Genomic DNA, 16,160 nt, shown 5'->3' with positions numbered 1-16,160 from the left:
GTTGCCACGCTTATAGGTTAAAGGAATGCCACTTTATGAAACGTTACCTAATTCCATTAGTTAATCAGATTGCTTTACTGATGATACTGCTGGGCATGTTGGGGTTGGCGGGTATGACAATTTCGTCATGGATGGCTCAAAGCATTCAAGGTAATGCGCATGCAATCAATAAAGCAGGTTCCCTGCGCATGCAAAGTTACCGGCTGCTTTCCATGGTGCCGCTAGATAAGGGGGATTTGCCCTATCTGGCGGCGCTGGAGCAAGATAAAACCAGCGGTGATTTACAGCTTGCACTCCAACGGGAGGGCTTAACTAGCCAATACCAGCAAATTGAACGTTACTGGCAAACCACCTTAAAACCACAACTGCTACGAGCTAAGCAGCCCGATGATGTCGCGACCAGTGTGGCCGATTTTGTCCACCAACTGGATGCATTGGTACTCGCTATTGACCATAAAACCGAGCAGCGCCTATTGCTGGTGACTATGATTCAGTTGGTTTTCATTGTGCTGACTCTGGGGCTGATGATCGCAACTATCTATTATCTCCGCCGCCGTTTATTGCGCCCATGGCTGCAATTGATCTCGATGGCGAACGCAATTGGACGTGGTGATTTCAGCAAGCGCTTCACTCAGCCCTATCAGCGAGACGAAATGGGGATGCTGGGGGCCGCATTAAACCGCATGTCACAGGAACTTTCATTAATTTATAGTGATCTGGAGCAGCGTGTCGCCCAAAAAACGGCTGATTTACAACAAAAAAACCAAGTTTTGGCTTTCCTTTATCATAGCAGCCGCCAGTTGCATACCCGTCAGCCACTCAGTGAACGTTTGGTGCCAGTGATTGAGCAATTACAAACCCTGACACCACTGGAAAATGTACAAATTTGTCTATATGAAAATCACCTTTACCGCTCACAACTGACTGATGCTTTGGATGGTGAATATTTGCCGCCGCAAAATCGCCCGACTCAATTAACCATTAGCGGTTCATCTATTGTTGCGGATCGTGCGGCATCACGGGAATCTGTTAGTTGGAGTTTGTCCGATAAGTTGGGTCAATATGGCTTATTACTGGCAAAGCTTCCTTCAGAGAACCCGCTCAACTCAGATCAGCAACAATTAGTGAATATGTTAGTCGAGCAATTGACCAGCACATTGGCACTGGAAAGTCAGGCCAGACACCAGCAGCAATTACTGCTTATGGAGGAGCGTTCCGCCATTGCTCGCGAACTGCATGACTCCATCGCTCAGTCACTTTCCTGTCTAAAAATACAAATTAGCTGTTTGCAAATTCAGGTTCCGGACTTGCCAGAACCCAGTAAGTTATTGATTAAGCAAATGCGCGATGAACTTAATACCGCTTACCGCCAACTGCGTGAGTTGCTGACCACCTTCCGCTTGAAACTCAATGCCGCGACATTACAGGCCGCACTTCAAACATTGGTCAATGAATTCAGCGAGCGCGCCAATTTGCCTATTACACTCGATTTCAACTTACCGCCAGATGCGGTTCCTAACCATCAAGCCATTCATATGGTCAATATCGCGCGGGAAGCACTGAATAATATTTATAAGCATGCCCGTGCCAGTGAGGCCGCCGTCAACGTCATAGTCGAGCAAGGTGATATCGTCATGTCAATCATCGACAATGGCTGTGGGATTGGCCAAGCCAGTCAGCGGTCAAATCATTACGGCCTGATGATTATGCAGGATAGAGCCTCCAGTCTGAATGGGCATTGTGATATTCGCCAACGGGAATCAGGCGGGACAGAAATACGAGTACGATTTACCCCGGACAATGATGACCTTGACTGACGATTTTGTCAGAATCGTCAGGCCATTTTACCAATGGGCTAAATTTCGTAATCAAGCACCACTTCATCTACCGCTTCTGCCAACACTTTTTCTTTAATATCATGCAGGGAAAGTGTTGGATTACAGAGCTGGATAAAGAACCAGATAAAGTTACGTTGTAACTGACCCCGTTTTAATCCCAACCATACCGTGTTGGCATCGAACAGATGCTCAGCATTGAGCCGCACCAGACCTTTGTCGCGGTGTGATTCATAAGACATATCCGCCAAAATACCTACGCCCATACCCAGCTCAACATAGGTTTTAATAACATCAGAATCCTGTGCGCTGAGAGCAATATCGGGTGTTAATCCTGCATTTTTAAAAGCATTATCCAGACGTGAACGGCCCGTTATCCCTTGCCGGTAAGTAATTAATGGCAAGGTACTTAAGGTTTCCAGAGTAATGTTCAATTCTTGTGTTAATGGGTGATTTTCTGGCACCACAATCGCATGGTGCCAGCGATAATAAGGAAATGCCGCGACAGATTCATCACTCATCAATAATTCAGTGGCAATGCCAATATCGGCCTCGCCGGATTGCAACATCGCGGCAATTTCTTGCGGATTTCCCTGGCTAATCACCAACTTGACCTGCGGATACAACAAGCGAAACTCTTTAATCACCCGCGGTAAGCTATAACGCGCTTGAGTATGTGTGGTCGCTATATGTAGCTGCCCGCTATCATTATTGCTAAATACATCTGCCAGGCGGCGGATTTGATTGGCATCATTTAACATACGCTCCGCGACGGTCAGTAACTCTTTGCCCGGTTCAGTCATCCCCAACAGCCGCTTTCCTCGCCGGATGAATATCTCAATGCCCAATTCTTCTTCTAGCTCGCGGATATGCCGACTGACACCGGACTGCGAAGTAAATAGTGTGTTTGCCACTTCTGTCAGATTGTAATTGCAACGGGCTGATTCCCGAATAATTTTAAGCTGTTGGAAATTCATACCAGGCCCCTTTCATTTCATTCTGATTGATATACCCAAAGAATCTGGCGTTACAGATAGGCGGTGAGTGAACGTCACCAATAATGCTGCGGCGGCTTCAAGTCCGAGGGCTAGCAATAGATTTACGGGGGATATGGATGACAAACAAATACAAAAAAACCGTTGCTTATGTTTTTTTATACTAAGCAAAGTGAATGGTAACCATAAAAAGGTGTATTTAGACGTAAAATTGAGAAATAGCCTTATTTTTCAAAAAAATAAAGATTTATAGAAAATGGTAAATTTGACTCAGCTAAATGCTCAAAAACAAAATCGGCTATAATAAATAACTTTTTAATATAGCACCTTGCCCTGCTCCCACCACGATCAATGCCGCTTGGGTGTTTCTTATAGTGTTCTTATGCAACTTGTTCTGTGTCATCTGTTTTTATGAAAATTACTTTTATGCAAATAATTATCATTAACATTGGTTGATGGTATAGTTCATTCCTTATAAGACACTATAAGATCAGAAGGAAAGACTGTGACCACAAAATCAACCACAGCAACCCCCAAATATCGTCCAACCCCTCCGCGTCTGGTGCAGGTAAAAAAGGTAACAGACACTTCCCCACATTTACGTCGAATCACTTTCCACAGCCCAACATTGCATAACTACCCAGTAGATTGTGCTGGCGCGCATCTGAAAGTTTTCCTGCCATTAGCCCATCAAACACAGCCGGAATTACCGGTTCTTGGCGAAAAAGGCCCACAATGGCCCGCAGCAGATGTGCGCCCCATTGTTCGAACTTATTCTGTTCGCGCCGTCCGTCCTGAACTTGGTGAAATAGACATTGAATTTGCCCTGCATGACCATAGCGGCCCGGCGGTCAATTTTGCTCGTCATGCCAAAGTGGATGATTGGATAGGGATAACCAATCCTGGCGGGCCTGAAACCATGCTACCTGCGGCAACATACAGTTATCTGGTTGGAGACCCTTCTTCACTGCCCGCCATCGCCGCATTGTTGGAAACGCTACCTGCCAGTGCGCAAGGGCATGCCATTATTCGTGTCGATACTCCGCAAGATGTACTAAACCTGGTGAAGCCGGCGGGTGTGGAACTTAGCTGGGTCATTGGCGGTACCGAGAAAACCGATGAGGTTGTCACCCAGTTCTGCACACTGGATTTGCCGATGGAAGAAGCGACATTTTGGCTGGCGGGTGAAGACCGGATGGTGGTGCAGTTACGCCGTTACCTGCGCCGTGAAAAAAGCTGTGATCGCCAGCAACTCTATGCCGTCCCTTATTGGCGTGAGGGTCTGAATGAAGAGGATTATCATCACAAACGCCATGAAGTGATGGACAATATTGACGACTAGATCTCATTAATATCTGTAAAATCAATGGACATAACTTTGTCGTGTCCATTTTACTGACTCTTTTTTTGCCTTTCCCCGTTAAAACCTTGTAAATTTCCTGCGACAATTCCCTGTTATTTGTTAGTCTTAAAGCTACTTAGCCTGCAATACGGCACTTAATTATCGTTAAATGGCTCTAATGCCCATTTAGCGCAGTAAAGTTATTAGGAGCGTGCTCGAAATGAAGTCGCAAAATGATCCTGGCCGATCTAAATCTCGCCATCAGGAATATTCCCTTCTCCTGCCTATTTTTGCGCTGGTTATCCTTAATATTTGGGGAGATACCAGCAATTTTGCTGCCATTATCACTATCAACCTGATTGCACTGGTCGGTATCCTGAGCAGTGCTTTCAGTGTCGTTCGTCATGCTGACGTTCTGGCACACCGTTTGGGCGAACCTTATGGTTCATTGATCCTCAGCCTGTCCGTGGTGGTGCTGGAAGTCAGTTTGATCTCGGCGATGATGGCGACAGGCGATGCGGCCCCTGCATTGATGCGCGACACACTCTATTCCATCATCATGATTGTTATCGGGGGATTGGTCGGGGTGTCCTTGCTGCTCGGTGGGCGTAAATTTGCTACTCAGCACGTCAATTTAGTCGGCATTAAACAATATCTGATGGCTATCTTCCCGTTAGCTATCATTGTGTTGGTATTACCCAGCACGTTGCCAGATGGCAGTTTTAGTGTGGCGCAATCACTGGTCGTCGCGGCAATTTCAGCGGCGATGTATGGTGTTTTCCTGCTGATTCAAACCAAAACCCACCAAAGTTTGTTTGTCTACGAACATGAAGATGATGGTGATGACCCTCACCACGGTAAACCCTCTTCTCACAGTAGCCTGTGGCACACAGTTTGGCTGTTAGTTCATTTAGTTGCGGTTATCGCGGTCACCAAATTTGATGCTAACCCATTGGAAGCACTGCTGACCGAGTTAAACGCACCGGCGAAATTTACCGGTTTCCTGATTGCCTTACTTATCCTATCACCGGAAGGGTTGGGAGCATTAAAAGCGGTGTTGGCGAATCAGGTTCAGCGGGCAATGAACCTGTTCTTCGGTTCAGTGCTGGCCACCATTTCACTGACCGTGCCAGCGGTAACCTTAATTGCCGTACTGACTGGGCAAGAGTTGAACTTTGGTCTGGAAGCACCGCATATCGTGGTGATGGTCAGTGTCTTGATTCTGTCACAAATCTCATTCTCTACCGGCAGAACTAACGTGCTCAACGGCACCGCGCATTTGGCGCTGTTTGCCGCTTATATGATGACTATTATGCTGTAGCGGTTATTAATAAGACTGACCTCTTCATAAATATACCCCAAAGGGGATAAGCAAAGGGCAAGCGTTTATGGCGCCTGCCCTTTTTATTGGGTCATCCATTCATAAACTTGAATTATGAATAGGCATTCAAAGTGTGCTGACAGAGCGCAGATCGGACACAGTCCTGCTTATCAAAGCGGATTATGCCAATCATTTCATCATCAGCAAAGCGCTCCAATGCGTCGCTGAGACCTGATTTCACGCCACGCGGCAGGTCGCATTGGGTGATATCACCATTAACGATGACCGTAACATTTTCACCGAGACGGGTCAGAAACATCTTCATTTGGCTGGCGGTCACGTTTTGTGCCTCATCGAGGATCACCACCGCATTCTCAAAGGTACGCCCGCGCATATACGCGAAAGGCGCAATTTCAACTTTACCGATTTCCGGCCGTAGACAATATTGCATGAAAGAAGATCCGAGGCGGCGCAGCAGAATGTCATACACCGGGCGGAAGTAAGGCGCGAATTTTTCAGAGATATCACCGGGCAGGAAACCCAAATCCTCATCTGCCTGTAACACCGGTCGCGTCACAATTATCCGATCAACTTCTTTATGAATTAATGCTTCAGCGGCCTTGGCTGCGCTGATAAAGGTTTTACCACACCCTGCTTCACCGGTGGCGAAGATGAGTAGTTTACTATCTATGGCTGATAAGTAATGACCTTGAGCTTCCGTACGCGCCTGAATAACGGAGGTATCACGGCTATCCCGCGCCATACCTATTGATTCAACACCGCCCATTTGCACTAACGATGTCACGTTTTCTTCCTCACGCTGGCGATGGCTACGTGAATCACGTCTAATAACGCGTTTCGCTTCACGACGAGCTTTGATCACTGCTTTCTGTCTTCCCATAGTGGCACCTTTCAGTTTGATTCAACTACCGCCGAACAAACATTGCCCGCACGATGATGTTTCACATTCAGATGAGGTTTTTGGCTTCCTTTGCAGCCAATAATAGCCAATGAAAATGCGAATAAAGTTAGCACCCCAGCCCAATAAGCCGGATGAAAACAATATCGCAAGGGAGTGATGACGTGATGTTGATACTGGAAACAAGGATGACGAACATGCTGGAATTTTAGAGTCGGAGGGAAAGCCCTCGTAACAACGAGTCGCTTGATTGAAACTTTGGTTTTGTCTTAACAGCCCAATCATGGACTCTACCATTAGCGATCCCCGCAGTGATAAACAATAGCCTAAACTATAATCAGCTTAAACAATGCACCGAGTGAAAAATACCGCCAGATAATTACAGTATAATGACATTCGTAAAATTCGCGATAGCAAAATGTAAAAAAATATAACATTTCCGCCTGCTCGTTTTTTTACTCTAATTACTTTTAATATCCCGCGATACTATTAACTCTCTCTTAGCTCCCGCCATTAACCGGCTTGGTTATTTCGCCCCTGCTTTTTTTGTTTGTTTTTTAAGCACAGGCGGTAATTAAAAATAACCTAAATAGACAATAAGATAGCATTAATCTTAATTAATTTGGTGACCATTAGCGGCTGATGCGTAAATCCTGCAAACGTGTCTTTTGCTTGCCTTCATTATCAAAGTTATCTCTTGCCAGCCAATCATTAAATGCCTGTTTAATGAGCGGCCATTCGCGGTCAGTGATGGCGTACCAATTGGTATCTCTATTGCGCCCTTTGGTCACAATTGCCTGCCGAAATTGCCCCTCATACTGAAAACCAAATCGTATTGCGGCAGCATTTGACGGCCCATTCAATGAATCACATTTCCACTCACAACGGCGATAACCTAATTTGTCGAAGACATAATGTAATAGTAAATAGATAGCTTCGGTACCGGCTGAATGACGTTTTAAGCGCGGTGACCAATTCACTGAACCAATCTCAATCACACCATTTTTTTCATCAATTCGCTGTAGGCCAACCGTCCCTAAAGCCACGCCAGATTGCGCCTCTACTACCGTATAGTGGAAAGCATCTTGAGCATTAATTAATGTTTGCAGATATTGCTGAAATTCCGCTTCACTTTCTGGCCGCTCACAATAAAAATAGGTCCAATCACTGGTATCGGCGGCCATGTGATAAGCCTGATACAAAGATATTTCATGTTTATCTGAGTCAACGGGAACCAGATGGCAAAAATTCCCCGGTAAATCGTCTGGTTGAGGTCGCAGTGCAGATTGCCAGTGCGGCAACTCTGCTCCAATAATTTGTCCGAAATGATTTTGATTCACTGTGTGCTCCGGTTGTCACGTCACTGTCAGAAGAATATCAAAGGGTTATCATCGCCATAATGTCTGGTAAATCATAGCAATATATAAGCCAAAGGGGTAAATGAAAGCGGAGTTTTATCGAGTTAATTTGGGGGCATGACATAAAGTAAATTCTGAATACCCGATATAAGTTAGCAATCAGGTATTCAGAGAAAAATAGCTCTTAACCTCGGCGTAAATTAATTACCGGTGCAACCTCAGGAAGTTGTAACCCTTCTTTGACTTCCAATAGTTGCCCGTGTTCATCGTTATACAAGGTGAGACAAGAGCCAGCTTTTAATTGCGCAATAATCTCACTCGACATTTCCATGCTATTCGCCAGTTCTTCATCATCCAAATGAGGCCGATGCCCACGGCGCTCAACTTGAAAACGCACTTGGTTATATTTGGCCCAGACAATTAGCACCATGGCATTAAATGCTGCAATGGCTGCATATAAAACTAACGTCGTCAGACCGGCCAGAATATACATTCTAAACGGAACCGGCCCCATATTCGGGGCTCGGTGGATCATATCCAGAAAACCCTTCACAAACAGGAAGATAAAACCAAACCAAGCTAATGCTGTAATAATAATGTCAATCAAACGCGGGATGAGCCGCTGCTCGGTATGAATCAGAATTGTACTCATGGTTTAACCCTCCCGATGCCGCGGTCTGGGCTTATCCAGCGCGCACGTTTACGTCTGGTATTCAGCATGACTTTTGGGAACGAAACCACGGTGGTGAACAAGCTCAGCATCCAGTAAACCATCGGATACCAGATGATCCAAAACAGTGAACTGCCCAATTTAGGTTCATAGCGCCGTTCAATCACCAAACTGATAGCGAACTGCAACAGACAGGTCAGCGCCAATACCATCCCGGTAAACGCGGGCGGGAAGATCGTTTGCACATGAATTCCTGGCGGCAATGTTATCACCATCCCCAGCAGGAACAGGATGATACTGAACAGGTAAGTAAAGGCCCAAGTGATTGACAGTGAATATTCCAGGAACAAGATCCACATCCGGCGATTACGCCAGCGCCACAACTTGAACATATTCTTCAGGAAGACCTCCGCCCCACCCTGTGCCCAGCGCAGCCGTTGTTTCCACAAGCCACCTAAGGTTTCTGGCATTAAAATCCAGCACAAACCCCGGGGTTCAAAGAACACTGACCAATGCTTTATCTGGAGTTTCCAGCTGATATCAATGTCTTCGGTTATCATATCCGGGCTCCAGTAGCCCACATCCGCCAATGCTCTACGACGAAAAGCGGCTACCACACCGGAAACAGTGAAAACTTGTCCATAAACCCGTTGAGTCCGCTTAATCAGCCCAATGATAGAAGAGAATTCCCCGACCTGAACACGGCCAATCAAGGTTGAGCGCGTGCGGATGCGCGGGTTCCCCGTCACTGCCCCCGTCCGTGGGTTGGCAATCATCGGTGCAACCAGATAAGGCACCGCATGCTTATCCAGCAAGGCGTCGCCATCAATACACACCAGATACTCACTGCGCGCGGCGGCTGTTCCCATCCGCAGGGCAATAGCTTTGCCCTGATTATGAGCCAGGTGAATAACACGCAGACGAGGATCTTCAGTCAACATGGCATCCAGCACTTGTGCCGTGTCATCGCTGGAACCATCATTGATAGCAATAACTTCAATGTTGGTATAACTCTGTGCCAATGCCGCGTGGATGGTTTCCCGCGCATTCAGACCCTCGTTAAAGCAAGGAATGAGGATAGAAACCAACGGGTTGCCTTTCAGCTCTGGCGGGGGAACATCATCGCCCCACGCCCAATGTCTTTCCCGACGAAACCAGAAATAGACCCCGCCAGCTATCCAGATACCGGACATAAAGAGCGGATAGAAGAAGACAAAATTCAACAGCACGTCGCCGGTAAAGAGCAAGATCATACCCGCAGGGATACTCAGCACCAGGCATAGGATGAGTAATGCAATAATTCTATCGATCATATAAAGGGTACCAGGCAGAAGATAGCACAGGGCGGACATCTTTTAGCGGTGGTTCGCCAGTGATAAAGTTATCCGGGTAGTAACCAAAATTTTGCGCGCCATTTAACTGCAATTGGCGCATCCATCCCGCCAGTATCGGGCCGCTGATGGCATTGTTGCCCTCAGGTTTGGTCCAGTCCTTTGATTGCAGTTCAAATACGGTTTTATTGAGTGCCCCCGGTCGCTGAGCAACTTTATTGACCAACTGAGATAACCACTCATTAGATTCTGATAATGGCACTTTCTCCATTAACGGCATGGCCATCGGGGCAACCCAATCATAGTTCGCCAGGAAATCATCAAGATTCTGCGCAAACCATGCTTCGCTTTCCGGTTCCAAAATCGGCATCGCGAACATATTACGGGCTGATTTGACTTGCGGGCCACGGACATCGCGCACCTGCCGCGTCAGCTCATTGGTGAAATCAATCAGATATCGACTTTTATAGCGGGTCCAGCGCTGCATCGTCTCGGGATCCTGCCGGATAGTGGCAATAGATCCAGGGAAGCCCGCTTTTTCATAAGCCCGAATCGCGTCCGGTGAAGCATCTTCAAAATCAGACATTACCGCATCGTCGTGATAGAGAATGCCGTCGATGGGGGCGCTATAGGCCAAATCGCGATAAATATCGATAATGCGTTGCCGGACTTCTGGATTGAACGGCGATAAGCGGCGATATTGGTCAGGATCGATGCTGGTTTTACCGGTTTTCGGATCAATACGTTTAATCCGCGGTAAAGATGGGTCCATCTCAAATGCCAGTACCGGCATCCAGGCATAGACATCCACATCCGGACGTGAAGCTAACTGCCATGCCACGCGGTTAAACAAGTCCTGACGCATTGGTATCCAGCGGTTAGGGAAGTAAACCTGCCGAATGTTGCCATCCCCTTTCGGGTCGGAAAAGGCTTGTAAAAATACTGTGGTCACACGTAAATCAGAGATTCTCTGGACTAATTTATCAAGGTTCTCTCTTTCCTGTACTGGGTCAGGATCATAGAGATAATCCAAATCAACATGCGCTACCCGCATGATGTCCTTTTCCTGAACCGAGGTGACTAACTGAGCAAAATCTTTCAATGACGGATTATTACTGATCAAAATACGCGGGATATTCATCAAGTCATTGACGTTGCCAATACCCGGTTCCAGAGTCATCGCCATTTGGTAACCGTGCTGGCGCAAGATATTCAAAACAGTGCCGTTGGGTGCGCCGTACGGCCAGACCCAGACCCGTGGCTGTTTGCCAGTCGCTTTAATAATTCGCTCGGTTATCAATGAAATGTCTTTTTCCATCCGCTGTTTGAATGCAGCTTCAGTTTCATACTTTTTCGTCTTCGGGTCATATATCAGGTTAGCGGCAGCAGGTTCGGTATTCCCTTGCGGGTTCGCTATCACGCCATAATGCGAGGCATAAGTATGCGCCCCGATTTCAATCAGATTGGACTTGGCCATCTCACTGATCTGTTTCCAGGTCAGGAAACGATCCCTATCCGTGCTTAAACCACCAAAATCTACCTTTTTATTGGCCGGGGTATCAATCCATGTCCCCACCGGAGCCAATACCGCTGGCAATTTATTCGCCTCTAATAACGGGTAAACCCGATTGTAAAAACTGCTATAGCCATCATCAAAAGTCAGTAATACGGCTTTGTTCGGTAACGGGGTTCCCCCATTCCTCGCTGCCAGAATTTGGTCAACAGAGACAACGTTATAGCGATTGTCTTTTAGCCAGGCGAGTTGTTCACTTAGTGCACTGCTTCTTACCGATAAATAGCGCTGATCTGCCGAATCATCTTCAACATCATGGTAAGCAATGACCACAAACGTATTCTTCTGCCACGGTCTTTCACTCAGCGGCAATGCGCGCTCGGCCGGTGGGACAAATACGGGTTTTTCTGCATAACAGACCGACGCCAGCAGCGTCACCAATCCGACAGCCAGTATCCGAATAAAAAATTGTATCTTCGCCATAGCGATTTCCCTTAGAAACGGTAATTCAAATCGAAAGCGAGTGAGAGGTCATGCTCACGGACCCCATCATAAGGGCGCTTGTCGTAGGTTAGAGCCAATCCGGTATCGACAACATCATTCCATTGCACACGCTGGCCATAACTTGCCGTGGTCACCAGGCCATTGCCGTAGTTTTTCTCCCAGTAGCCACCGACACCCAGTTGCACTTGCTGGCTCCAGATAGTTTTATAATGGCGATACATAATGTGATTTAAGGTCACCGCGGGCACATAAGTGAAATCACGTTTTGGATTGTAATAAATCACGTCTTCTTTGGTATTGGTGCTGGCTGCCAACCCTAAATTGAAATCTGCCGTCAGATAAGGACCGGTCCAGATACGCTGACGCCCATTCAATTCGTATTCCCACCGATTGTTACCGTCAGAGAAATCAGACGGGGTGACATTAAATTCAACATCACGGCGGTCATCGGCTTTCCACAGCACAAATGCAGAGGCACTGTTGGCGGTGATGTTGTTTTTCATCGCCCGCAGCGGGGTGTCTTTTGCCAATCTTTCGAGCTGACCACCCACGCGCCAATGGTCATTAAAGTCATACCAGGTTGATAAACGGAATCCGGTTTTATTGCCAAAACCATAATTCTGATTATTCACTTCAGCTTCAGCCCAGTGGTCACGGGAAGTCCACTCGCCCCCTAATCGGGTCGCACGATTGATACCCTTCCCTTCTTCAAATTGGGCATTATCAAAGCTCCCGCCGCCAAATACGCGCCAGTTCTCGGCAATAGGTGGGCTATATAAAATCGCCTCGAGGCCGTAATCTTTGTCACCCGTGATGGGGCTGCCAGAAGATATGACGCGGTTACCGGTCACCCGCAATTCATACATATTATGAATTTTGCGCTGCCGGTCTAATTCCTGCGACGGCACATCTTCCGGAGAGCGCGCAATCACATCGTCAGTCAATAACTCCATCTGATGCCACTCTTGCAGATCCATCGCCGCTTCAGCTTGCGCTCGTTCCAAAATCAGGCTGCGTGGTGCCAGCGACTCGACGGCCTTTAACTCTTGTTCCGATTTACGCGGCAAATCTCTGGCCAGATAAACACTGGCTAAGGCAATACGTAAATTTTGGTTAGCAGGAGCCGTGCTGGAGAGAGTCTCCAGTTTTTTCTGGGCTGCTGGCAGGTCATTAAGGGCCACCAGCGATTGAACCAACAAGGTTTGACCTTCCATCCAGTCATCATTGGGTTCTTTGCCCGGCAGACCATACACCCCCACCTGATAAGGCGTTTGTTCGCTATAGTTCTTGGCAAATTGATGAGCCTTATCCAATTGCTCACTTTCATTCAAAGCGTAATAGAGATCATCAGCATCCAGCAGGTCATCACTGTTGCGGAATGTTTTACCATCGGCGTAATACAAACTGGTGAGGATCGGCGCGGCTTTTTCCGGCATCCGGCGATCAATATAAGCAGAAGCGGCCCAACGGCGGGCATAATCAGGCATTTTGTAGCCCTCAGCTTCCATGCTTTCATACTCTTTAATCAGTTCTTCGGTATGACGGCGAACCAATAATGCACCGAGCCTATCAATTCGCGCTCGCTGATAATCGTCTTGCGCTTGTGGATCCTTGCTCCAACGGGCTAATAAATCCTGATAATCCGCCAATGCCTGATCGGCGATATAAAAACGTTCAGTCTCGCTACGGGTTGGCAACACCGCCATGCGAACTTGCTCAGCAGCGGCATCTCTCTCAAGCTGCCGATATTGCTCCGCAGTGACTAATTTTGGATTTTCTTTGGCAAGCTGTAATGCAGGGTCGGCAATACGGTTTCTTTGCAAAATCTCGAGGTGATTTTTTAATACTTCTTCAGACTCGGGTGCCAGTCGCACCGCCTCACTGGAGGCCTGTAATGCATCATAATTGCGATTGGTGGCCCGGTTCAGATAAGACAAGGTCATATAGTTTTGTGCAGAAGGGTTACGATCAGCTAACTCTTTTGCCTGTTGTAAAGCCTCGCCACCACGACCAGAATCCGCCTGTGTCATGATCATGCCGGTGATAAGATCGGGGTTAGTGGGGTCTTTCTTTAAGCTGCTTTGCCACAGTGCCAGAGCTTGATCCCAACGTTTTTCATTACGATAAGCACGCGCCGCAGAAGCCAAGCCACGTGAGGAGAGATTTATTGAAGAGTGATACTTTTCGTAAACATCAATGACTTCCTGATCACGCCCAGCCCACCCCGCAATTTGCAGCCAGTCGTCAACTTGACCGCTATTAAGTGGCCCTGCTTTAGATTCTTTTTGTAAATAATCAAGGACCGGTGCGGTATCCCCAGCTCTGGCTTTGATGATTAATGAATCATACTGTGTATCTGCCAAAACGGGATTAACTGAAAGGCCGGAAATTAATAGCGCTAATAAAGTAATTCTGTGCCGGTGCAACGGGCGCAGCAGTGTCGTAAATGCGTTATACATTATATAACCCTTAAGCCAGCAACTTGTTTGATTTTCAAGAAAAGCTACTTCACGAACATCCATTTTTCATTCTGGAATTATGATGAAATGAAGCCCTTGGAATGTATTACAGCATGTTACATAGGATAGTTGAAAGAAAATACTATTGTCTAATTATTATAGAATATTGTTATTCCAGACATTAATAGAGGCGAAAATGTAGTATAGGCGTTAATTCGGATTGATTTAAGATTATTCTTAGATAAATGTTCTACCAAAAAACAAAATTTAGAGACTAAATATTTTTACTAAGTGAATCCTGCGACACAGTGTTCTGCAAAAAAAGATGACAAGATGTGATTTTCAGACCCTTTATGGGGAAGATTTATACCTATAACATTAATTTAACAGAATATTATTTATAGTTTCATACACGTAGAGTGACAAAGTCATAAGCAAGCGAAATTATAACTAACGTTATAATAATAAATATAATAGCTTCATTTCCTAATGATATTAATAGCCCCTATGCCGGGAGATTAAATAAAAATAAACTTTAACTCTATATTTTATATGAGAATTTTCTTGTTTTATATATTTTCAACCATGCTGTGGTCGTATTAAAATAGACCCAATTAAAAGATAAAAGGGTCTGTTTTAGAAGTGAGTTTAATTCAGATAAAATGAGACACTGCGCACAAATTAATTATAACGACACAAATCGCGATTCAATTTACTTAAAAATTCAAAACCATTATGGGTAATGAGAATCATATCTTCCAGCATAATCGAGCCAATGCCGATGCCGTAATAAGGTGTTTCTAGGCTTAACACCATTCCAGGGAGAAATGTTTCCGTTGCCAACGTGCTGACAAAAGGCGCTTCTTCCAGCCCCAAAAATACACCATCTCCATGGCCAAGATGACCGCGGTTATAATGGGGCAAACCGGACGTTTTAATAACCGCCATGGTGGTGTCAAATACATCTTTTAACTTAACGCCCGGAGCCACCATTGATAGCATATGTTCGTGCCCGGCTCTTATGGTGTTGTATATCTGCTGCGTAAGTTCATCCGGCTCCCCCAGCACAAATGTTCTGGCAAGATCCGCACCATAACCCGCCACATCTACCCCGCAATCAAACTTAATTAAATCTCCGAACTTTGCCGGGGTCTCATCAGCAAACATTTTAGGTGAGAAATTATCACCGACAGAAATAAGATTAAAGCGAGAGAAATGGGTCTCAGGGAAAGTCATGACGGCGGCTTTAAATGCGGCGGTCAATTCTGCTGCCGTGCAACCCACACGGATATGCTTAGCGGCACTGGCGATACCGAACTCAGTAATTTCAGCACTTTTACGCAGGTGTTTAATCTCCCACGGGCTTTTGACCATTCGGACTTCATTGAACAGCGGCGTTGAATCAACCCACTTTAGCCCCGGAACGACTTTATCTAACACACTTTTACCGCCGTTAGACATAGCCTGTAATTCAATTGCAATGGTTTTATCCAACACACCTGCACTCGCAAGGGCGTCTTTCACTAAACCAAAAACAGCTTCCACTGGCGGGCCAATAGGCCGTTCGCGCTTTTTCTGATGATTAAGTGGGTTCCGCGGGTCATCAACATCAACCCATACCGGGAAGGTTTTCAGCACCATGTTGGGCATATCAAAGTGGGTGCTGGCAGCTTCAAACTCATTCATGATGATGTGAGACGGAATACTTTCATCACGAAACATAATGGCGACAGCCGCACCAGTGTGCCGGAAGGTATACATAAAGAAACTGGCGAAACCGGTCAGGTAATAGAAGTTATCGCAGACGGTGACCACCAGAGCGTCAAGCCCTTCGCGTTCCATGACTACACGGGCTTTACGACTGACCGCATCTAAATGGGCAATTTTTTCTTTATTCACCGAAATATCCTTCA

Annotated in this window: 11 protein-coding genes and 1 pseudogene; 3 read left to right on the top strand and 9 right to left on the bottom strand. The window is 46.4% G+C overall.

The window, feature by feature from the left end:
* Nucleotides 1-35 precede the first annotated feature (35 nt).
* Complete coding sequence (gene narX, locus FTA91_RS15280) at nt 36-1,817, top strand: nitrate/nitrite two-component system sensor histidine kinase NarX (RefSeq protein WP_050113450.1); 1,782 nt, start codon at nt 36-38, stop codon at nt 1,815-1,817.
* A gap of 38 nt (nt 1,818-1,855) precedes the next feature.
* Here narX and cbl read toward each other — a convergent pair whose 3' ends face one another.
* Nucleotides 1,856-2,812 (bottom strand): HTH-type transcriptional regulator Cbl, encoded by a 957-nt coding sequence (cbl, locus tag FTA91_RS15275; RefSeq protein ID WP_145535626.1) that lies wholly within the window; start codon nt 2,810-2,812, stop codon nt 1,856-1,858.
* Nucleotides 2,813-3,335: 523 nt separating this feature from the next.
* Between cbl and FTA91_RS15270 the strand changes: the two genes are divergently transcribed.
* Together FTA91_RS15270 and chaA are read left to right on the top strand one after the other, a co-directional pair.
* The gene (locus FTA91_RS15270) at nt 3,336-4,172 is read left to right on the top strand and encodes a siderophore-interacting protein (RefSeq protein WP_050113448.1); all 837 of its coding nucleotides are present in this window, start codon (nt 3,336-3,338) and stop codon (nt 4,170-4,172) included.
* Between the two features lie 220 nt (nt 4,173-4,392).
* Complete coding sequence (gene chaA, locus FTA91_RS15265; RefSeq protein WP_050113447.1) at nt 4,393-5,493, top strand: sodium-potassium/proton antiporter ChaA; 1,101 nt, start codon at nt 4,393-4,395, stop codon at nt 5,491-5,493.
* A 112-nt stretch (nt 5,494-5,605) separates the two neighbouring features.
* Here the strand turns inward: chaA and phoH are convergent, their stop codons facing one another.
* The 8 genes and pseudogenes from phoH to FTA91_RS15230 form a co-directional block, all read right to left on the bottom strand.
* Nucleotides 5,606-6,394 (bottom strand): phosphate starvation-inducible protein PhoH, encoded by a 789-nt coding sequence (gene phoH, locus FTA91_RS15260; protein WP_050113446.1) that lies wholly within the window; start codon nt 6,392-6,394, stop codon nt 5,606-5,608.
* 11 nt (nt 6,395-6,405) lie between these two features.
* Nucleotides 6,406-6,709, bottom strand: a pseudogene (locus FTA91_RS20585) (hypothetical protein).
* 335 nt (nt 6,710-7,044) lie between these two features.
* On the bottom strand, nt 7,045-7,752 hold the full coding sequence (locus FTA91_RS15255; protein ID WP_050113445.1) for a GNAT family N-acetyltransferase: 708 nt from the start codon (nt 7,750-7,752) through the stop codon (nt 7,045-7,047).
* Between the two features lie 202 nt (nt 7,753-7,954).
* Nucleotides 7,955-8,422 carry a poly-beta-1,6-N-acetyl-D-glucosamine biosynthesis protein PgaD gene (pgaD, locus tag FTA91_RS15250; RefSeq protein WP_050113444.1) on the bottom strand — a complete coding sequence of 156 codons (468 nt, stop codon included), beginning with the start codon at nt 8,420-8,422 and terminating at the stop codon, nt 7,955-7,957.
* On the bottom strand, nt 8,419-9,753 hold the full coding sequence (gene pgaC, locus FTA91_RS15245; RefSeq protein WP_050113443.1) for a poly-beta-1,6-N-acetyl-D-glucosamine synthase: 1,335 nt from the start codon (nt 9,751-9,753) through the stop codon (nt 8,419-8,421). Before pgaC ends, pgaD begins: the two co-directional genes overlap by 4 nt.
* The gene (gene pgaB / locus FTA91_RS15240) at nt 9,743-11,767 is read right to left on the bottom strand and encodes a poly-beta-1,6-N-acetyl-D-glucosamine N-deacetylase PgaB (protein ID WP_050113442.1); all 2,025 of its coding nucleotides are present in this window, start codon (nt 11,765-11,767) and stop codon (nt 9,743-9,745) included. Before pgaB ends, pgaC begins: the two co-directional genes overlap by 11 nt.
* 11 nt (nt 11,768-11,778) lie before the next feature.
* Nucleotides 11,779-14,247, bottom strand: coding sequence for a poly-beta-1,6 N-acetyl-D-glucosamine export porin PgaA (gene pgaA / locus FTA91_RS15235; protein ID WP_145535624.1), 2,469 nt, complete (start codon nt 14,245-14,247; stop codon nt 11,779-11,781).
* A gap of 681 nt (nt 14,248-14,928) precedes the next feature.
* A complete protein-coding gene (locus FTA91_RS15230) occupies nt 14,929-16,146 on the bottom strand; it encodes a M24 family metallopeptidase (protein ID WP_050113440.1) in 1,218 nt (405 codons plus the stop codon).
* Between the last annotated feature and the right edge of the window lie 14 nt (nt 16,147-16,160).

Source organism: Yersinia thracica, from assembly GCF_902170565.1.
Classification (GTDB): Bacteria; Pseudomonadota; Gammaproteobacteria; order Enterobacterales; family Enterobacteriaceae; genus Yersinia; species Yersinia thracica.
This window is presented reverse-complemented; position numbering and strand designations above follow the sequence as displayed.

Coding starts and splice junctions, on each gene's coding strand:
- narX (WP_050113450.1), top strand. CDS start 36: ATGAAACGTTACCTAATTCCATTAGTTAATCAGATTGCTTTACTGATG.
- cbl (WP_145535626.1), bottom strand. CDS start 2,812: ATGAATTTCCAACAGCTTAAAATTATTCGGGAATCAGCCCGTTGCAAT.
- chaA (WP_050113447.1), top strand. CDS start 4,393: ATGAAGTCGCAAAATGATCCTGGCCGATCTAAATCTCGCCATCAGGAA.
- phoH (WP_050113446.1), bottom strand. CDS start 6,394: ATGGGAAGACAGAAAGCAGTGATCAAAGCTCGTCGTGAAGCGAAACGC.
- pgaD (WP_050113444.1), bottom strand. CDS start 8,422: ATGAGTACAATTCTGATTCATACCGAGCAGCGGCTCATCCCGCGTTTG.
- pgaC (WP_050113443.1), bottom strand. CDS start 9,753: ATGATCGATAGAATTATTGCATTACTCATCCTATGCCTGGTGCTGAGT.
- pgaB (WP_050113442.1), bottom strand. CDS start 11,767: ATGGCGAAGATACAATTTTTTATTCGGATACTGGCTGTCGGATTGGTG.
- pgaA (WP_145535624.1), bottom strand. CDS start 14,247: ATGTATAACGCATTTACGACACTGCTGCGCCCGTTGCACCGGCACAGA.